Origin of the sequence: Capnocytophaga sp. ARDL2 (assembly GCF_041530365.1) — a bacterium.
In the GTDB taxonomy this organism is placed as follows: Bacteria; Bacteroidota; Bacteroidia; order Flavobacteriales; family Flavobacteriaceae; genus Flavobacterium.
Genome location: NZ_CP168034.1, coordinates 1,090,815 through 1,110,222, shown reverse-complemented (window position 1 = coordinate 1,110,222; position 19,408 = coordinate 1,090,815). Strand labels below are relative to the sequence as shown.

General features: G+C 36.0%; 22 protein-coding genes. 15 read left to right on the top strand and 7 right to left on the bottom strand.

The window, feature by feature from the left end; all coding sequences use genetic code 11:
* The first annotated feature begins 15 nt into the window (after positions 1 to 15).
* A complete protein-coding gene (gene fbaA, locus AB4865_RS05515; RefSeq protein ID WP_372474721.1) occupies positions 16 to 1,083 on the top strand; it encodes a class II fructose-bisphosphate aldolase in 1,068 nt (355 codons plus the stop codon).
* A 244-nt stretch (positions 1,084 to 1,327) separates the two neighbouring features.
* Complete coding sequence (gene accD, locus AB4865_RS05510) at positions 1,328 to 2,182, top strand: acetyl-CoA carboxylase, carboxyltransferase subunit beta (protein WP_372474720.1); 855 nt, start codon at positions 1,328 to 1,330, stop codon at positions 2,180 to 2,182.
* 55 nt (positions 2,183 to 2,237) lie between these two features.
* On the opposite strand, the gene AB4865_RS05505 is transcribed toward accD, so the two are convergent.
* A complete protein-coding gene (locus AB4865_RS05505) occupies positions 2,238 to 3,554 on the bottom strand; it encodes a serine hydrolase domain-containing protein (RefSeq protein ID WP_372474719.1) in 1,317 nt (438 codons plus the stop codon).
* Positions 3,551 to 3,991: a heme-binding domain-containing protein gene (locus AB4865_RS05500; RefSeq protein WP_372474718.1), complete on the bottom strand. Its 441-nt coding sequence runs from the start codon at positions 3,989 to 3,991 to the stop codon at positions 3,551 to 3,553. Before AB4865_RS05500 ends, AB4865_RS05505 begins: the two co-directional genes overlap by 4 nt.
* A gap of 298 nt (positions 3,992 to 4,289) precedes the next feature.
* On the opposite strand from AB4865_RS05500, the gene AB4865_RS05495 reads away from it, so the two are divergent.
* The 3 genes from AB4865_RS05495 to AB4865_RS05485 are packed head-to-tail and all read left to right on the top strand — an operon-like array spanning position 4,290 to position 7,055.
* Positions 4,290 to 4,526 carry a hypothetical protein gene (locus AB4865_RS05495; protein ID WP_372474717.1) on the top strand — a complete coding sequence of 79 codons (237 nt, stop codon included), beginning with the start codon at positions 4,290 to 4,292 and terminating at the stop codon, positions 4,524 to 4,526.
* A 37-nt stretch (positions 4,527 to 4,563) separates the two neighbouring features.
* Positions 4,564 to 5,757, top strand: a complete 1,194-nt coding sequence (locus AB4865_RS05490; protein ID WP_372474716.1) for a hypothetical protein — start codon at positions 4,564 to 4,566, stop codon at positions 5,755 to 5,757.
* Positions 5,703 to 7,055: an aconitase family protein gene (locus AB4865_RS05485; protein WP_372474715.1), complete on the top strand. Its 1,353-nt coding sequence runs from the start codon at positions 5,703 to 5,705 to the stop codon at positions 7,053 to 7,055. The genes AB4865_RS05490 and AB4865_RS05485 overlap by 55 nt, the downstream gene beginning before the upstream one ends.
* 462 nt (positions 7,056 to 7,517) lie before the next feature.
* On the opposite strand, the gene AB4865_RS05480 is transcribed toward AB4865_RS05485, so the two are convergent.
* Positions 7,518 to 7,940: a hypothetical protein gene (locus AB4865_RS05480; protein ID WP_372474713.1), complete on the bottom strand. Its 423-nt coding sequence runs from the start codon at positions 7,938 to 7,940 to the stop codon at positions 7,518 to 7,520.
* A gap of 457 nt (positions 7,941 to 8,397) precedes the next feature.
* Here AB4865_RS05480 and AB4865_RS05475 point away from each other — a divergent pair, with 457 nt between their 5' ends.
* The 7 genes from AB4865_RS05475 (at position 8,398) to AB4865_RS05445 (ending at position 13,387) form a co-directional block, all read left to right on the top strand.
* Positions 8,398 to 9,114 (top strand): helix-turn-helix domain-containing protein, encoded by a 717-nt coding sequence (locus AB4865_RS05475; protein WP_372474712.1) that lies wholly within the window; start codon positions 8,398 to 8,400, stop codon positions 9,112 to 9,114.
* A 70-nt stretch (positions 9,115 to 9,184) separates the two neighbouring features.
* Positions 9,185 to 9,667: a DinB family protein gene (locus AB4865_RS05470; protein ID WP_372474711.1), complete on the top strand. Its 483-nt coding sequence runs from the start codon at positions 9,185 to 9,187 to the stop codon at positions 9,665 to 9,667.
* 87 nt (positions 9,668 to 9,754) lie between these two features.
* Positions 9,755 to 10,168, top strand: a complete 414-nt coding sequence (locus AB4865_RS05465) for a VOC family protein (protein WP_372474710.1) — start codon at positions 9,755 to 9,757, stop codon at positions 10,166 to 10,168.
* A 312-nt stretch (positions 10,169 to 10,480) separates the two neighbouring features.
* Positions 10,481 to 11,338 carry a GyrI-like domain-containing protein gene (locus AB4865_RS05460; RefSeq protein ID WP_372474709.1) on the top strand — a complete coding sequence of 286 codons (858 nt, stop codon included), beginning with the start codon at positions 10,481 to 10,483 and terminating at the stop codon, positions 11,336 to 11,338.
* A 6-nt stretch (positions 11,339 to 11,344) separates the two neighbouring features.
* A complete protein-coding gene (locus AB4865_RS05455; protein ID WP_372474708.1) occupies positions 11,345 to 11,827 on the top strand; it encodes a hypothetical protein in 483 nt (160 codons plus the stop codon).
* Between the two features lie 419 nt (positions 11,828 to 12,246).
* Positions 12,247 to 12,963, top strand: coding sequence for a pirin family protein (locus AB4865_RS05450; RefSeq protein WP_372474707.1), 717 nt, complete (start codon positions 12,247 to 12,249; stop codon positions 12,961 to 12,963).
* Between the two features lie 13 nt (positions 12,964 to 12,976).
* Positions 12,977 to 13,387 (top strand): DoxX family protein, encoded by a 411-nt coding sequence (locus AB4865_RS05445; RefSeq protein ID WP_372474706.1) that lies wholly within the window; start codon positions 12,977 to 12,979, stop codon positions 13,385 to 13,387.
* Positions 13,388 to 13,690: 303 nt separating this feature from the next.
* Here the strand turns inward: AB4865_RS05445 and AB4865_RS05440 are convergent, their stop codons facing one another.
* Both AB4865_RS05440 and AB4865_RS05435 read right to left on the bottom strand, forming a co-directional pair.
* Positions 13,691 to 14,464, bottom strand: coding sequence for an SDR family NAD(P)-dependent oxidoreductase (locus tag AB4865_RS05440; protein ID WP_372474705.1), 774 nt, complete (start codon positions 14,462 to 14,464; stop codon positions 13,691 to 13,693).
* Positions 14,465 to 14,470: 6 nt separating this feature from the next.
* Positions 14,471 to 15,067 (bottom strand): hypothetical protein, encoded by a 597-nt coding sequence (locus tag AB4865_RS05435; RefSeq protein ID WP_372474703.1) that lies wholly within the window; start codon positions 15,065 to 15,067, stop codon positions 14,471 to 14,473.
* A 260-nt stretch (positions 15,068 to 15,327) separates the two neighbouring features.
* Here AB4865_RS05435 and AB4865_RS05430 point away from each other — a divergent pair, with 260 nt between their 5' ends.
* Positions 15,328 to 15,633: a MerR family transcriptional regulator gene (locus AB4865_RS05430; protein WP_372474702.1), complete on the top strand. Its 306-nt coding sequence runs from the start codon at positions 15,328 to 15,330 to the stop codon at positions 15,631 to 15,633.
* 76 nt (positions 15,634 to 15,709) lie between these two features.
* Here AB4865_RS05430 and AB4865_RS05425 read toward each other — a convergent pair whose 3' ends face one another.
* Both AB4865_RS05425 and AB4865_RS05420 read right to left on the bottom strand, forming a co-directional pair.
* Complete coding sequence (locus tag AB4865_RS05425; protein WP_372474701.1) at positions 15,710 to 16,087, bottom strand: VOC family protein; 378 nt, start codon at positions 16,085 to 16,087, stop codon at positions 15,710 to 15,712.
* Between the two features lie 75 nt (positions 16,088 to 16,162).
* Positions 16,163 to 16,297 carry a hypothetical protein gene (locus tag AB4865_RS05420; protein ID WP_372474700.1) on the bottom strand — a complete coding sequence of 45 codons (135 nt, stop codon included), beginning with the start codon at positions 16,295 to 16,297 and terminating at the stop codon, positions 16,163 to 16,165.
* 305 nt (positions 16,298 to 16,602) lie between these two features.
* Between AB4865_RS05420 and AB4865_RS05415 the strand changes: the two genes are divergently transcribed.
* Positions 16,603 to 18,462, top strand: a complete 1,860-nt coding sequence (locus AB4865_RS05415) for a class I SAM-dependent DNA methyltransferase (protein ID WP_372474699.1) — start codon at positions 16,603 to 16,605, stop codon at positions 18,460 to 18,462.
* Positions 18,462 to 19,400 (top strand): restriction endonuclease subunit S, encoded by a 939-nt coding sequence (locus AB4865_RS05410; protein ID WP_372474698.1) that lies wholly within the window; start codon positions 18,462 to 18,464, stop codon positions 19,398 to 19,400. Before AB4865_RS05415 ends, AB4865_RS05410 begins: the two co-directional genes overlap by 1 nt.
* Positions 19,401 to 19,408: the final 8 nt, after the last annotated feature.

Sequence of the window (19,408 nt, the reverse complement as noted above, 5' to 3'; positions counted from 1 at the left end):
AACAATATTACAACTATGAGTCATACTATCAAACCTGGTGTAGCAACAGGTGATCAAGTTCAAGAAATATTTAGATATGCGAAAGAAAAAGGATTCGCATTGCCGGCTGTAAATGTTACAACTTCAAGCAACATCAACGGTGTGATGGAAACAGCAGCAAAATTAAACGCGCCTGTTATCATCCAATTTTCAAACGGAGGTGGTTTGTACATGGCAGGTAAAGGTCTTTCAAACGAAGACGAAAAAGCCGCTATCGCAGGTTGTGTGGCAGGTGCAAAACACATTCACGAATTGGCAGAATTGTACGGTGCTACAGTAATCTTACACACAGACCACTGTGCAAAAAAATTATTACCTTGGATTGACGGACTTTTAGACGCAAGTGAAAAACACTTTGCTCAAACAGGAAAACCATTGTTCTCTTCTCACATGATTGATTTATCGGAAGAAACCATCGAAGAAAACCTTGAAATTTCCAAAAAATACCTTGAAAGAATGAGCAAAATGGGTATGACTTTGGAAATCGAATTGGGAATCACAGGTGGTGAAGAAGACGGAGTGGACAACACAGGTGTTGATTCTTCTAAATTATATACTCAACCAGAAGAAGTTGCCTATGCGTATGAGGAATTGATGAAAATTTCTCCTCGTTTTACCATTGCAGCTGCCTTTGGAAATGTACACGGAGTTTACAAACCAGGAAATGTAAAATTGACTCCAAAAATTTTAGACAACTCTCAAAAATTTGTTGAACAAAAATACGGAACAGAAAAAAATCCAATCGATTTTGTATTCCACGGAGGTTCTGGTTCTACATTAGAAGAAATCAGAGAAGCTATTTCTTACGGAGTAATCAAAATGAACATCGATACAGATTTGCAATTTGCCTTTACAGAAGGAGCGAGAGATTACATTATTGAGAAAAAAGATTACTTAATGACGCAAATCGGAAATCCAGAAGGAGACGATGTGCCAAACAAAAAATATTACGACCCAAGAAAATGGTTGAGAGAATCTGAAAAAACTTTCAACAAACGATTGGAACAAGCATTTGCAGATTTAAACAATGTAAATACTTTGTAAGCTCATCTTGTTTTTTTTCTCACGCAGATTTTTTCTGTAATTAACTAATGTAGCATCTTAGAGAATAATTAAACCTATGGTTTAAAAAAGATTCACGCAAATTTTGTTTTTTTTAATAAATCAAAAAAGCATCAGCGAACATCAAAAAATAAAGATCAATCATTATGAAATCTATTTACATCAGCGTGAAATAAAATTAAAGTCAAGATTATTTCTGTAATTTACACTAAAAAAACACTAAACTATGGCTTGGTTTAAAAGAAAAGAAAAGGGAATCACAACCCCTACAGAAGATAAAAAAGACACGCCCAAAGGTCTTTGGTACAAATCTCCCACGGGAAAAGTGGTAGAACAAGACGAATTGGAAGCAAATCTTTGGGTAAGCCCAGAAGATGATTATCATGTGAGAATTGGAAGTAACGAATATTTCCAAATCCTTTTTGATGACAACAAATACAAAGAATTATTTGACAAAATCGTTTCAAAAGATTCATTAAATTTTGAAGACACCAAAAAATACTCTGACCGTCTAAAAGAAGCAAAAGAAAAAACACGCTTGAAAGACGCAGTACGTGTTGCTGTTGGAAAATCGAAAGGAAAAGATATGGTAGTTGCCTGTATGGATTTCGCATTCATCGGAGGTTCTATGGGATCGGTTGTAGGTGAAAAAATCTCAAGAGGTATCGACTATGCTATCCAGAAAAAATTGCCTTTCATGATGATTTCAAAGTCAGGAGGTGCTCGTATGATGGAAGCTGCTTTTTCCTTGATGCAAATGGCAAAAACCTCTGCAAAATTGACCTTACTTTCCGATGCTCAGTTGCCGTACATTTCATTGTGTACAGACCCAACCACAGGAGGGACAACCGCTTCGTATGCGATGTTGGGAGATATCAACATTGCAGAGCCCGGAGCTTTGATTGGATTCGCAGGTCCTCGTATCGTAAAAGATACCACAGGAAAAGATTTACCAGAAGGTTTCCAAACATCTGAATTCTTATTAGAACACGGTTTCTTGGATTTCGTTGTTCACAGAAAAGAATTAAAAGACAAAGTAAATCAATACATCGACTTGGTAATGAACCAACCGTTGAGATAAAATTAAAACATCTTGAGAGCGTTCTCAAGGTGTTTTTTTATAGGGTTGTATTAAATTATTCCTTCAAAAACACAAATCTACCTCCGCCTTGTTTCAAAATCAATTTGTATTCATCAATTTCAAATTGAATTTCAATATTTGCCAATGAATAGACATAAATAGCTTCTTCTTTTTTAGTCAAAGGAAAAGGCATTTGACCTGTTGCTTGTGCCAATAATTGTTCTCCACTATAATACACTTTTATTTTTATTGGCAACTCTGATGATACATAAGTTCCCTCTAAACCTTTTTCTAAGCTTAGATTATTATTTTGCTCCTCAAACACTGGAATTTCATATTCTTTTCCAAAAGCAGCACTCAAAAGTGCAATATCAACGTTATTGATGGTATAAGCTACACCATTTACTGCACGAGCATACCCAATTTTTTCCTCTGGAAAATAACACAATATAGCAGTAAATTTATCTATTCCTCCAGTATGTGCAAAAGCTTTATGGTCATAAAAAGGCAAATGAAACATTCCCAATCCCATTCCTCCTTCTATCGTTTGCATAGTTTCTAAACTTTGCTTAGAAATGATTTTACCCTCAAACAAAGCATTGACAAATTTGAGCATGTCTGATGTAGTAGAAATCAAAGCCCCCGCCCCTGACACAAAAGACAAATCTGTTGTAGCTTCTTCTATCCATTTTTTATCAAAAAAATACGAACGAGCTTCCTTTTGTCTAAAATTTACATCCGTTCCCAATCGAGAATTGTTCATTCCCAAGGGTTGAAAGATTTTTTTATCCAATAAATCTGCAAACGTACTTTGATATACATCTTCCAAAATATAACTCAACAATATGTAGTTAGAGTTGCTATATTTGGTTTTACTCGCAGGCTCAAACTGACTTTCGTAGGATGCAATTCGGTATATCATAGACTGTTTAGTCTGCGGTTTTGTATTCCATTCATAATAGGAATATTCTTGAGTTACATTAAAAATTCCACTGCGATGTCTGAGTAAATTTTTTATAGAAATTTTATCAGCATTGGGAATCTGTGGGTAAAATTCTGCTAATTTTTTATCTAATTTCAATTTACCTTCTTCAACAGCTTTCATCACTAAAGTTGCTGTAAGCATTTTAGTTACCGAACCCACTCGATAAGGCGTTTCAACTGTTGCTTTTTGCTGGTTTTGTACATCCGAAAATCCTATGGTCTTTTGATACATTAATTGATTATCTTTTGACAAAGCGAAACTTCCCATGACCTTATTATGATTTTCCAATGTAGTGAGATAGGCATCGAGTTTTTGTTTATTAAAAACCTGAGCATAAAACAGTTGACTAATCAAAAAACAGCTTGCTATTATAGAAAATTTATTCATCGCAGATCATTCGTTTGAGTATAATAATTTGACTGTAAACTTCTAAAATAATTGATTAACAAAGATTTAGCCTCGTTGGACAAATTAGCCTCTGGATGAGTGATAACATAACTTGTCAATGGCATTTCTCCAATTTCAATACATTCAGCACTTTCCTCTATTTTTTTAATTTTTCTTTGTGGTGAATACATATCAAATATAGAAAAATTTAGTTCTTGTCTGCCCTCCATTATGTGGTCTTTCACAAACCACCCCACTGGCTGAACATAAGTATACCAAGGATATTTTGTTTCATAAGAATGACAATCGTAACAAGCATTTCTTATCAATGTTGCTACTTCATTAGGCGTTTGATTTACCACTAAAAAATCCTTAGTTTCGTCATACGATAAATTCGTTTTATCGATTTGAAACAATTGCAATCCTGCAATTACCAAAACTGTTATTCCAATAATTTTTAATTTTATTTATTCAAATGTAACATCTTTTTTGATTGAAAAAACATTCTTTTATCACTTGTAAAGATACAAATTTAATCTTTATTCATTTCATAGAATAAATATAAATAATCACTCGATAACATCTATCTATTACTTCCTATTTTAAAAATGAAATCGTTTTATTATTTTTGCATAGAATAGATGGAAAACCATGTATTCTTGGTTTAAAAAAATTAATTAACAACAGTTTGATTATCCACATTTTGAAGGATAATAATATAAAACACTTTCAATTATGAATCTTTACAACGATTACATTCAAGAAATTGAAGAAAGAAAACAACAAAGGTTACACCCTAAGCCTATAGATGGGGCTGAATTGCTTAGCGAAATTATCGCTCAAATCAAAGATGTAAATAGCCCGCACAGAGCGGATTCTATCCAACATTTCATCTACAACACGCTTCCAGGGACAACTCCTGCGGCGGGAGTGAAAAGCTCAGTTTTTAAAAGATATCATCCTTGGAAATGAAACCGTTGCGGAAATTTCTACTGATTTTGCTTTTGAATTGCTTTCACACATGAAAGGTGGCCCTTCCATCAAAGTATTGTTAGATTTGGCTCTTGGAAACGACGAGACAATTGCCAAAAAAGCAGCGGAAGTATTGAAAACGCAAGTATTCTTATACGATGCTGATACGGCTCGTTTGGCGGAAGCGTATAAAGCAGGAAATGCAATTGCAAAAGATATATTAGAAAGCTATGCCAAAGCAGAATTCTTTACTAAATTGCCGGAAGTTCCAGAGGAAATCAAAGTGGTTACTTACATCGCTGCAGAGGGAGATATTTCTACCGACTTATTGTCACCCGGGAACCAAGCTCACTCGCGTTCTGACCGTGAATTGCACGGAAAATCAATGATTTCGCCTGAAGCTCAAGCGGAAATCGAAGCGATGAAAGCCGCTCACCCTGACAAACAAGTGATGCTCATCGCCGAAAAAGGTACGATGGGAGTCGGTTCTTCTCGTATGTCTGGGGTGAATAATGTGGCTCTTTGGACTGGAAAACAGGCTTCTCCGTATGTTCCGTTCGTGAATATCGCTCCGATTGTGGCAGGTACGAACGGAATTTCGCCTATCTTCTTGACTACGGTGGATGTAACGGGTGGTATCGGTATCGACCTTCAAAACTGGGTGAAGAAAACCGATGCAGACGGCAATGTGGTGCGTGATGAAAAAGGCGACATCGTGCTGGAACAAGCGTATTCTGTAGAAACAGGTACTGTTTTGACTATCAACACAAAAACGAAAAAATTATACAACGGCGACCAAGAATTGAAAGATATTTCTAAGTCTTTCACACCGCAAAAATTAGAATTCATCAGAGCTGGTGGTTCGTATGCGATTGTTTTTGGTAAGAAAATCCAAACTTTTGCTGCTCAAACTTTGGGAATCGAAGCACCGCAAGTGTTCGCCCCTGCGAAAGAAGTGGTGAAAGAAGGCGTAGGATTAACAGCAGTAGAAAAAATATTCAACAAAAACGCTGTAGGTGTAGCACCAGGGAAAACACTTTATGCAGGTTCTGATGTTCGTGTGAAAGTGAATATCGTTGGTTCTCAAGATACTACAGGACTTATGACCGCTCAAGAGTTGGAAGCAATGGCGGCTACGGTGATTTCACCAATCGTGGACGGAGCGTACCAATCGGGATGTCATACAGCATCAGTTTGGGACAAAAAGCTCAGGCGAATATCCCAAAATTGATGAAGTTCATGAACGATTTTGGTGTCATTACAGCTCGTGATCCTAAGGGTGAATACCACGCAATGACGGATGTTATCCATAAAGTATTGAACGATATTACGGTGGACGAATGGGCGATTATCATCGGTGGTGACTCGCACACGCGTATGTCAAAAGGAGTAGCTTTTGGTGCTGATTCGGGTACAGTTGCCTTGGCATTGGCGACGGGTGAGGCTTCGATGCCAATCCCTGAATCTGTGAAAGTTACCTTCAAAGGTTCGATGAAAGAGCATATGGATTTCCGTGATGTGGTTCACGCTACGCAGTTGCAAATGTTGCAGCAATTTGACGGCGAAAATGTGTTCCAAGGTAGAATTATCGAGGTGCATATCGGAACTTTATTGGCAGACCAAGCTTTTACTTTCACCGATTGGACAGCGGAAATGAAAGCCAAAGCGTCAATTTGTATTTCTCAAGATGAGACATTGATTGAATCTTTAGAAATTGCGAAATCTCGTATTCAGATAATGATAGAGAAAGGCATGGACAACGAAAATCAAGTACTAAAAGGACTGATAGCGAAAGCCGACAAGCGTATCGCGGAAATCCGTTCGGGCGAAAAACCAGCCTTGCAACCTGATGCGAATGCGAAATATTATGCTGAGGTGGTTATCGATTTGGATTTGATTGATGAACCAATGATTGCCGATCCAGATGTGAATAATGCGGATATCTCTAAGCGTTATACCCACGACACGATTCGTCCGTTGTCGTTCTATGGCGATAACAGAAAGGTAGATTTAGGGTTCGTAGGTTCGTGTATGGTACATAAAGACGACTTGAAAATCGTTTCGCAAATGCTCAAAAACTTAGAGAAAGAATACGGTGAAGTGAAATTCAACGCACCGCTTGTGGTTGCCGCTCCGACATACAACATTATCGACGAGCTAAAAGCAGAAGGAGATTGGGAATACCTACAAAAATATTCAGGATTTGAGTTCTCTGATGCCTTGCCAAAACAAACGGCAAGAACAGAGTACGAAAACATCATGTATTTAGAAAGACCAGGTTGTAACCTTTGTATGGGTAACCAGGAGAAAGCAGCAAAAGGTGACACGGTGTTATCGACCTCTACTCGTTTGTTCCAAGGTCGTGTGGTAGAAGACCGTGCCGACAAAAAAGGAGAATCATTATTGGCATCAACGCCAGTGGTTGTCTTGTCAGCTATCTTAGGTCGCATCCCAACTTTGGAGGAATACAAAGTAGCTGTAAAAGGTATTAACTTGACGAAGTTTCAGCCGATTTCTACGAAGATATAGTTGATTGGTTTTGAAGATAATAGAAAAAGACTATCCGAAAGGACGGTCTTTTTTTTGTGTTTTAAATGGTAAAGTTCAATTGTCTCTATGTCTCAAAATCCCATTGTCTTATTTTGGGCGCGCCCCTTAGCATTCCCCTTATTCCCCTTCTTTTTAAGAAACCCAAAGGGTTCATCGAAACTACTATAAAAAATATAAATTATGAGATAATGGGTACCTGAAAGATGGGGTAGTTTAAAAAGAGGGGTTAGCGGTGGATTTGACGAAGTTTATAAATCCAAAATATTGGAAAAATATAACCCCTCGAAATTGAGGGGTTTGGTGTTTATAACTTTTAGAAATCAAATCTATTTATCTTCATCTTAAATTTCTATTTCAACCATAACAAAATCATCAGCATCCAAAACGATTTCTTCATTTCGTTACATTTCCTTTAATTTTTCCACGACTTCCTCTTCGTTTTTAGCTTCTATGAAAACTATTCTTGATAAGGTTTCTTTGATTTCTTTTTGCTCTGTCAAAGACCAATGTTTTTTCATCGATATAATGATATTTGAAAATATCTTTATCAATCTGTAAATCAGGACGATGTTGTACAATGTTTTTAATGAAAAAGGCTTCAAGTTCCGCCTCGTTTCGGGCAAAAATATACGCGAAAAGTGCATCTGCTTTTGTTTGAAAAAATTGTTGCCGTACATTACCCTTTTCATTGGGATAGAAAAAAACAATTTTAAAAACGATATATCTTCCTCTGCGAATGGTTTTGTGAAACACATCGGAAATCATTCGGTTGTCGGATTTCTGAAATTTATCGTACAAAAAAGAAGTCTTCTTGCCATCCCGATGCACATAATGTAGCCCAATTTCATCTACATAAATTTGCATAATGGCTTGCGTTTTTAATCGTACTATCTTGCGTATTCCAAATATAAAAAATAAGGTAGTAGCCCCGAATAAAAACAAAACTATGAACAAGTCTTCTGAGTCTGATTGATAACTTAAACAGAGGACATAGAATATTACAGAATATGCTACTAATAATAGAAACCCCGTAAAAATAATAAACACACGACAGAGCCTCATCAGCCAACCGATAGGCTGTAAGTCCATTCGTTTAGACGATTGTGGTATATTGGGTAAATTTCTGATATTATTGAATTTATTTTTACAAAAATAGAAAAGATTATCTACAGAATAATGTAAATGAATTTATTTCTTGTCCTATGGCAAGATTTTTTTGTAAATAGGCTTTTCTTTTCTATTTTTGCCAAAAACTTGCACCGCATCGCTAAAAAAAGGAAGATGTATCGCCAAATTCAGCCTCACCCTATTTTACAAAAATATGTCGCTTTTTTTTTGGATAAGCGAAACGGACGATTATTTCCAATATTTTTCGCCTGCTTCCACATTTACGGATTTGGTTTTCTTTTGTCAGGGAACGATGCAAAACACTCAAAATCATCAAAATTTATCTCAAAACGGCGTTGTTTTTGGTCAGAAAACTTCCTTTTCCAATTATCAAACGCTCCATTCAAAAGCAAAACTTTTTGGCATTCGAGTGCGTCCGTCTATTTTTCTTTTAACCCTAAAAATACCCGCTTTTCAACTCAATGAACAAAGCATTTCTTTGGGGCAACTTTTTGGAAACGAGGGCGACCGCCTTACGGATAATATCATCAATGCCCCGACCATAGAAGAGTCGATTGCTTTATTTTCTTCGTTTATCATTCAAAAAATAAAAGAGCTACCAGCGAAATATCAACTCATAGAAAAGATTGTCCATTCTGATGCGATTTTCCGCGATTTTTCGGCAAAAAACTTGGCTCTTTCGGAGCGTCAGTTTGAACGAAATTTCAAAGATTACACCGGATTTTCATTGAGAAAGTACACCAAAATCAAACGCTTTGAGCAAGTTTACAATGCGTTGCGTTCTGCCCAAAATATCGACAATCTGACGCAGTTTGCCATACAATATGATTATTACGACCAAGCCCATTTCAATCGTGATTTTAAGGAATTTACAAACCTTTCGCCCTTGCAATTGTTCCAAAAAAAATAAAATGTCGGTTCGGTACAATCCGATTTTGCAAGTAATGTGCAATTTTGCCAAAAAATAAAATAGAATTAATATGAAATGTATCATCACACCACAAGAATGGATAGAAAATTGGCAAGCCAACCGCCGATTGACACGCCGTGTTATAGAAGCGTTTCCAGAGAAAGAATTGTTTGAATTTTCGGTGGTCGGAATGCGTCCGTTTGCCCATATCGCCGATGAATTGCTTCACGCAATTGACACAAATCTGAATCAAATCGTTGGGAAACAAGTTGTCGAATACCAAGATTATACCGCTTATATTGGCTATGCAGGAAATACCAAAGCCGAAATTTTAGCCAATTGGGACAAGGCTACTGCCAAAATTGATGATTTGATGAATGAATTTCCGCAGGAGCAGTATCGTGAGCAAATCAATTTGCAAGGGGAGTTTGAAATGTCGGTAATCGGAATTTTGACTTATCAACTTCAAAATGAAATCCATCACCGAGGTCAAGGCTATGTGTACCTTCGAGTGTTGGGCATCGAGCCACCTGGTTTTTATGATGTTTATTAATAAATGCACACAAATCTTGTCCTATGGCAAGATTTTTTTTCGTTCCAATTGCTTATTTTTGCCCTTAATAATTAAAACGATAGAAAAATGGCAACAAGAATCAATCCGTATTTGAATTTTAATGGGAATTGCGAAGAAGCGTTTAATTTCTACAAAAAGGCTTTCGGGGGCGATTTTACAATGGTGGTTCGTTCTGATGAAACTCCGATGGAAGTCCCTGAAAACGAGAAAAACCGCATAATGTATATCGAACTTCCGATAGGCGAAAACGACAAACTAATGGGGTCGGACATTTTCGAATCGCTTGGGCAAAAACTTGTTACGGGCAATCACAACTATGTGAGTATTGCCGTAGATAGCAAAGCCGAAGCTGACCGCCTTTTCCACGCACTTTCCGAAGGGGGCGAAATAGAAATGCCTATGGAAGAGCAGTTTTTTGGCTATTTCGGAGATTTTAAAGATAAATTCGGTATCTCTTGGATGATTATTTTTGAGGGGTAAAACTTTTACCAAATATAAGTCTGTTTTCCATAGACAACCTCAAAGACGACCAATTCTATGAACTCTATGCAAGAAGGAAAATGTACCTTTCCAAATAGGCAATAGAAATCAATAAATAGAAAATAGTAAGGGCGAAGTATTTTTCGTCCTTATTTTTTTTATAATTTTCTGACACATTTATAAACTTTGCAAAATTTCTTTTGTAACAGAGATAAAAAATCTTTTCAAAAAAACAATTTAGCAAGATAGGAAAAACAAAATTCTTTTAAACCTTATTACCTTTGTTTCAGAAATTTAAAAGATACAATACTGATGAATACAAAATCCACACAAGCGGACTATCACGAACGAATAAACAAAGTACTCGAATATATCGGCAATCATTTAGATGAAAAAATAGAACTGAAAACCCTTGCCGAAATTGCCAATTTTTCGGAGTTTCATTTCCATCGTATTTTCAAAGCCTTTGTAAATGAATCTGTTGGTGCTTATATTACGCGTCTGCGGGTAGAGGCTTCGGCGATTTTGCTCCGATATTCTAATCTATCGGTTGAGCAGATTTCGGAAAGAGTTGGTTATGAGATGGTTTCGTCCTTGTCCAAATCCTTTAAAAAGTTTTATGATGTAAGTCCTACCGAATACAGAAACAATAAAACATTATATATTATGAGAAAAGAAGAATTTATCACTGAAATCAAACTAAAAGCTCCAAAAATCATTGATTTAGAGCCGAAAAAAGTCATTTATATTGCCCTTACAGGAACTTACGGAACACTCAATTACGGCGATACTTACGTCAAACTTTGGGCTTTCGTTAAGGAAAATAAGCTCTTTACGGCAGGTATTGAACATATTTGCATCTCGCACGATGACCCCAAAATTACGGAGGGAGACAAACAGCGGTCAGACATCTGTTTGGCGATTCACAAACCTGCCAAGCCTCAGGGCGAGGTTGGGGTGAAAGAAATTGAGGGAGGCAAATACGCCGTTTTTCACTATCAGGGTGCGTACGACAATTTAGGGAAAGTGTACGACACAATTTTTGGAAAATGGTTGCCCGAAAGCGGTTACGAACTTCGCAGTATTGTTCCGTTTGAAAAATATTTGAACGATGCCCGAAAAACACCGCCTGAAAAACTTAAAACAGAAATTTATTTACCTATAAAATAATTAGCTATGACACTTACAAAAAAAGAAAAAACAATCGGAATGGTGTTGGCTTTTTTGCTGTTATTGCTGACACTCAGTGGCTCGTGGTATTTCTTTACAGAACTGAAAGTAAGTCTGTTACAATGGGCAATCTTCAACGCTTGTTCGCCTTCAAGTTTGGTCTATTTGCTTTGTTTTTTGCTGTTTATATGGAAGAAAAAAGCAGTTTTGTTGCCTCTTGCCCTCTTGCCGATGTATTATTTCGGAACGATGGGAATGTTTACTTTTGGTTGGAGCGGAGCCAATATTTTTGCTCAAATGTCGCATATCGTGATGACTTTGAACATTGTATGGGTGATTTATCTTTTTGTGAAAAACGCAAATTATCAGGCGTTTGCCAAAGGATTACTATGGAGTATTTTGCTTTTTGTTCCTTATATCGCTTATGTGATGTACTATTGCCGAATCCACGCCGAAGATGTTTCTAAGCTATTACAGATCAATGGGTAATTAGGGATTTGCTTTTAAAAAATCGTCTATTGCTAATGTTCTGTAAATATTTTTGTAAAATAAAATTGACTTACTAGTGGAATCTGCCATGTGATAATAAAGCATCTCCCCTTGTATATAATCAATAAAACCTCTACATTTGCCTTGTTTATATAAATTCTGTTCTTTTAAAACGAATAATTAATTCTTTATATTTCAATAAATTAGAACACAAAAAAGATAAGTTGTTTCAAAGAGTATCCTTTCTTGATTTACATCAATGTTTGACCGTGGATGTCCGTAGTATCTTTGCATGATCAATAACGAAGTATTAAAAAATTAAATCGATGCGAAAAATTTTACTATTTTTAAGTGCAGCACTTTTGAGCAGTTGCAGTTTCGGACAAAAAACAAATTCAAACAATAAAAATAACAATCAAATGAAAGCAGTTTATCATAAAGCAGACAGCAGAGGACACGCAAATCACGGATGGTTAAATAGTTACCACACTTTTAGCTTTGCAGAATATTACAACCCACAGAGAATGAACTTCGGTGTTCTTCGTGTATTGAATGACGATACCGTAAAAGGTGGAATGGGCTTCGGAACACACCCCCACCGCGATATGGAAATCATCAGTATTCCTTTGGAGGGCGACCTGAAACACGGTGATAGTATGGGCAACGAAGGGATTATCCGCAAAGGAGAAATCCAAGTGATGAGTGCCGGAACAGGAATTATGCACAGCGAAATGAATGGCAACCAAGGTGAAACCGTGAAATTCTTGCAAATTTGGATTTTACCTCGTAAAATGGGAGTTACCCCTCGCTATGACCAAATTGACATCGAAAAAGATAAGAAAATCAACGATTTCCAACAAATCCTATCCCCTAACCCTGATGATGCAGGCGTATGGATTCACCAAGATGCGTGGTTCAATATGGCAAACTTTACCGCAGGAAACTCAAAAACATACAAGCTAAATAAAGAAGGTAATGGGGTGTATGTATTCGTTATCAAAGGAAAAGCAAAAATAGGCGACCAAGTATTAGATCAAAGAGATGGTTACGGAATTTACGATACTTCAGAATTTGATTTAGAAGCACTTGAGGATTCACAAATTCTATTGATGGAAGTACCAATGCAGTTACCATAAAAATTAAATTACGATGAGTATATTTCAAAACAAAGATTTAGGACTTTTAATTCTTCGTCTTTCCGTAGGATTATTAATGATTCCACACGGAATCCATAAATTACTAAATTCAGGAGCGTTGGGGTACATTCAGTCGCTCTTGGAAGCCAAAGGATTACCAACGTTTATCAGCTATGGTGTTTTTGTGGGAGAAATTATTGCACCGCTCCTCATCGTAATTGGTTTCCGTACACGTATCTCGGCATTGGTATTGGCAGCCACAGGTTTAATGATTCTGTTCTTAGGATACGACAACCTTTTTGCCCTCACACAGCACGGCGGTTGGGTGGCAGAACTTGTAGGATTGTTCCTCTTCGGAGCTTTGGCATTAGCCTTTACAGGCGGTGGGAAATACGCTGTATCTACGAATAATCAGTGGGATTAAAACAAATAAAATCAGAATTACAACGCCCCTTAATTGGGGCGTTTTTCGTTGTTTAATAATGTTTTTTAATTATTTCATTTATTCATTTCAAAATTGTATTATTTTTACTATTTCTTTTTGTAATCCACTTAATAATAGTAACATATACAATCGCCTGAGGGACAGATACTATATAACTCAAACAAAAAGCTGACCACCAACTGTTTCCGTTGAAAATCAGACTATTCACCAAGCAAAGTGGTGTAGCTATGAAAAACACAAATACAAGTGTCTTTTTAAATTCTTTCATTGTGAATTGTTTTTTTAATTTGTTGTAAGTCCGCCATCTACGGCAAATATTGCTCCTGTAATCCAATTGGCATTATCTGAGGCAAGGAAAACCGCCATTTTACCAATGTCTTCCACATTTCCGATTTTCCCAAGAGGATAAATGTTTTTTACCATTTCGTGAAAAGCGACTTGCTTTTCGGTGGGTAAACTTGCCAAATTGCGGTCAAACTGTGGTGTAGAAATGCTTCCTGGAGCAATGGCATTGACCCGAACGCCTAGATTTCCAACTTCAAAAGCTAATGATTTCGTGAAAGCATTTATTGCTCCTTTGGTTATAGAATATGCCGTAGTAGTTCTCCCCACCAACATTCTGTGAGCGAAATAAGACGAAATATTAATTACATTTCCTTTGCTTTCAACAAGTTGAGGCAAGAGTTTTTGTGTCAGCAGATAAGGTGTTTTTACATTGAGGTTCAGATGTAAATCTAAAATCGTTTCATCGGTTTCAGAAAAAGGGACAAACTTCCCGATTCCTGCGTTATTGACCAAAATATCTATTTTGGGGCAATATTTTGTAATTTCTTCTGAAATCCAATCAATTTGATTCGTATCACTCAAATCAACTGATATTAAATGAATTACAACAGGATATTTTGCTAATTGTAGTTTCGCTTTTTCCAGTTTATCTGTGTTTCTACCTATTAAAATTAAGTTTGCTCCATTTTGAGCAAAAGCCTCCGAAATACCCAAGCCAATGCCATCACTTCCGCCTGTGATGACGGCGTTTTTATTTTGCAATAAGTTCATTGTTAGTTATTTATTGTTTTTAATTTTCCAATTGTCGTGCAGCCATTTTTCGGTAATGCGTTTTTGTTGGTGATTGTCCCAAAGTATATCGCGTTCAAAAGTAATAATTGTCCTGTCTGAACCCACGATTACCCAAGCGTAGTCATTATGTGAAGGACGAAAACATTTGTATTTCATTCCGTTGATTGACAATGATTTCCCATTTATGATAATCTCTTCATTATGTGGTTCTATCCAAAGGTTTTTCAAACCCTCTGCAAGTGTATTATCTATTTCTTGCAGGAATTTCTTGGCAACTTGTTCAGTTTCCTGTTTTGAAAGCCATTTTTCCTCTGAATAGCGTTTGTCCATAAGGGTAAAGCCCAATATTTTTTTCTCTTTTTCAGAAATTACAAACGAAAAATGTTCGCCACGCATTCCTTTATTTTCTGTCTTTTCGTAACGAAACAGATAAGCCGTTACCTTGTCAATTTTCACCTTTTCCACCGAATGAAATTGATATTCTTTGGGGATTTCAATACTTTTTTGAAAAGCCTCCAAATATGGTTTAGCTTGTTCAAAACTTAGTTTCTGTGCGTCTGCTTGATGAAAAAATGTGCTCATAGCTGTCAAAATTAAAATTAGATACTTCATTTTCTTATTGTTTTTAAATTACTTTAAAACTCCCTTTATTGTAAATTATTTACAAATGCAAAATAAACGCTTTATTTTTAAATAAACAACAATTATTAGAATTTATTTACAATTTTGTTTTGTTAAATGTTATATATCAATCATTTAAGTATTTTTGTAAAAGAATAAATTTGTAAAATACCTTCAAACAAAGTACATTTGCATCATCTTATGTTAATAATTTCTACAAAATGGAAGAAAATAAAGACCTTTGTTTTGATTTTGAGTTTTTGGAAAAATTAGTAGTAGGCATCGGTGAAGTATCGCAAATTACAGGCATTCCTACCCGACAAATCCGCTATTGGGAGGACAAAGGCATCATCAAAAGTCTGACCGAAGAGGAGGGTAAAAACCGCCGCTACGATTACAAAAACATCAAAAAAATGCTTCTCATCAAGGAACTTTTAGACGAAGGCTACACCCTTGACGCTTCCGCCGAAAAAGTTAAAAAACGAATAGAAATGATTAGCGAAACCTTTGGGAAGTTGAAGATATAAAAACTGTCCAATATTTTTCGGACAGCTACTTATTTGCTTGTAAGTCAATGTTATTTCTAGGAAATAATATTCATTATTATTCAGGTTTTGTGTAGGTTACTATGTCGATACCGATGTTATTAGGGTCTTTGATAGCGAAATGTCTATCGCCCCAAGGTTCGTTTCGTAGCTCAATTTCTATGGGTATGTTTTTAGCTTTCAATTCTCTATAAATCTCATCTACATTTTCTACTTCGATGGTGATATATACACCTTGATTTTGAAAGGGAAGCTGAAAAATAGGCTGTTGGCTTGGGTGGTTGGGAAGCAAAAAACTGATTTCCGCCTCTTGGTTGGGTGTGTGGAGCAAAAGATGAAAATCGTTTTCAAAAGTTACCCCAAAGTTTAAAATTTCGGTGTAAAAGGCTTTTGTTTCCGCTAATTTTTCGGTGATAATTCCTGCATTTAATTTCATTTTTTCTGAATTTTAATTTTTAGCAAAATTATCTTGAAGCAGAAGGATGAAATAGGAAAAAAGGGACAAAATTACTTATAGTTCAATTTTTCTCGTAGTTCGTTTTATAATCCATTGGGTGTGTGGATTTTTGGAAGTTTTCCAGCGGTGGATAAGAGGTAAAACAGCTTCTTTATTCACTTTGAGCCAGTTGGCAATAAAAAATATCACATACAAATTTTTTTACCAAAAAAATTATACCTTTGCAAAAAAAGAATTAAGACAAAGAAATAGTTTTTAATTAACATAACGATATAACGAGCTTCGGCTTTTATTCTCACCAAAAAATCCGCCAAATTTTTTAAACACACGAGAATAGGTTCACGAAGGCTCACGCTATTAGCGTGGGCTGTTTCGTGCTTATTTGTGTGTTAGGTTCTTGGCGGAACCTTTTGGTAAATAAGCAAATACGAAACAGCTACGCTTTTTTTATGCTTAAATCAGAATATTTGCCGTGCTGAAAATGAGTAAAAAGTATGGCAAATGAAACACTTACGGAAAACATTGTTTATGACCATTTCAAAAATGATCCTCTTTTTTCCGATAAAACCATAAAAGTAATTTTGGAAAGACAACAGTCAGCAAATATATTGATTGACGAATTGCTGAAAGGAGCTACCAAAACAGGAAAATCAGGCAAAGGTCGTCCTGATTTCATTATTACTTTCCCTACTAATAGCGATTACATCATCGTAATAGAAACCAAGGCGGAGATTAGCAAACACGAAAGTAAGAACTCTACTAAACAGGAAAATATCCGTGATTATGCCGTAGATGGCGTGTTGCACTATTCCAAAATATTGAGCCGAGAGTTCAATGTTCTTGCTATTGCTGTAAGTGGCGAAACGAAAGATAACCTTAGCGTGTCGCATTTTCTTTGGAAAAAAGGCAATTCTGATTACGAAAAATTAGAAAACGACAGAGAACTCCGTTCCATCAATAGTTATCTGAAATATTTCCGAAACGAACATTTTGCTGATACACTTTTACATATTAACATCGTTGATAAAGCGATATATCTCAATGAGTTATTTCACGCTTATTCTATCCAAGAAAACGAACGCTGTACTTTGGTAAGTGCCATTCTTCTGGCATTAACTTATGAGCCTTTCAGAAATTCATTTACCTCTTACCCAACTACTGATGCTCTTACAAAGGCAATTTTAGAAGCAGATAATCAAGTGATTAACCTTAGTGGAGTACGGAATATTCCTCAAATGTTGGCTGAATATAGCAAACTCAACGCAACCGTTTTATTCAGTAGTGATACAATAAGAAATACCAAAACCCGACAAACCAAAACTACTCTGGGAGTATTAAAAACAGAAGTCATTTCTTATCTATATCAAAATATTTATCCTTTGCTTTCCAAAGAAGAAAAAGGATTTGATGTATTGGGAAAATTTTATTCCGAGTTTATTCGTTATGCAGGAACTCAACAGAGTTTAGGTTTGGTACTTACACCTCAACATATTACCGATTTGTTTTGCGACCTTTCTAATATAAGCAAAGATGATGTATTGTATGATTGCTGTTGTGGAACAGGAGGTTTTCTTATTGCAGGAATGAAAAGAATGTTTGCTCTTGCTGGAAGTGATGAGGATAAAAAGTACAAAATCAAAAGTCAGCAACTTTGTGGTGTGGAAATGTTGCCACAAATGTACACTTACACTTGTTCCAATATGATGCTTCGTGGCGATGGAAAAACCAATATTTATAATGGAGATTGCTTCAATTGTACGCCTTTTATTATACCTCACAAACCTACGGTTGCTTTCCTCAATCCGCCATATAATGTAGGCTCTGACGGACAAATGAAATTCATAGAACACGCCTTGGAAATGGTCGCACCACAAAACGGACGCGTGGTGGCCATTGTGCAAATGAGTTGTGCCATTAAGAATGAAAAAGAATTAATTGCAGTAAAAAACAGAATTTTAGCCAAACATCATCTGAAAGCGGTTTTGTCTATGCCTGATGATTTGTTTTACCCAGTGGGAGTGGTAACTTGTGTAATGGTTTTTGAAGCAAACAAACCTAATGAGGGTAGAAAAACTTGGTTTGGCTATTTTAAAGACGACGGATTTGAAAAGCGAAAAAATCTTGGTAGGATAGACGCACGAAATCAGTACAACAACATCAAAGAGCGTTGGCTTTCGGCTTATCGCAATTTGGACGAAATCGCGGGGCTTTCCGTAAGGCAAGAAGTAAAAGGCGAAGACGAATGGTGTGCCGAAGCCTATATGGAAACCGATTATTCTACATTGACCGACGAGGATTTTATAAAGAAAATCAAAGAATATGTAGCATTCAAATTTTTAAACAATATTGAATAATGGTAAGGTTAGACGAGATTTTTGATATTTGGTATGGTGTTAATTTGGAAGTTGTAAATTGTGAAGTTACCGAAAAAGGAATCCCTTTTGTTTCAAGACAATCAACAAATAATGGAATTAATTGTAATGTAAAGCCAATAGAAAATATAACTCCAAATCCAGCAAATACTTTAAGTATTGCCGCAAGTGGTAGCGTACTAACAACCTTTTTTCACGAATATGAATATTATAGTGGAAGAGATGTTTATATAGCTAAACCCAAAAAAGAACTTTCAAAAACAGCAATGCTTTATTATTGCTATGTAATTGAGCAAAATAAATATCGTTATAATTATGGAAGAGCAGCAAACAGGACTTTAAGAAACATTTTAGTCCCAACTTTTGATAAATTACCCAATGAAATCAAAAATCAGGAAACTGAATATGAATTATCCCAACAGCCCCTTTCCAACAATAAAATTTCATTAGACGAAAGAAAATGGGAATGGTTCTTATTGAGTGATTTGTTTAAAGTTTCAAGGGGTACAAGGTTAACAAAACCTGATAGAGAAAAAGGCAATATTCCTTTTATTACGGCAGGAAAAGAAAATGAGGGGGTAGCTTGTTATATTTCCAATAAAGAAATGACAAGGTATAATAATGCTATCACAATAGATATGTTTGGTTTTTCTTGTTTTAGAAACTATGAATTTTGTTGTGATGACAATATTTTGGTATTAAAAAATGAGAAAATTTCACAATTTGCGAAAATATTTATTTCTACTCTGATAAATAATGATAGTTATAAATGTGCTTATGGTCGTCAATATCGCCAAAAAACATTAGCGAAACATCAAATCAAACTTCCAATTACCAAAACGCCCACAGGTGCCACCTGTCCCGATTGGCAGTTTATGGAAGATTACATCAAAAGTTTACCCTATTCTGGGTGTCTTTGATTCGGTTT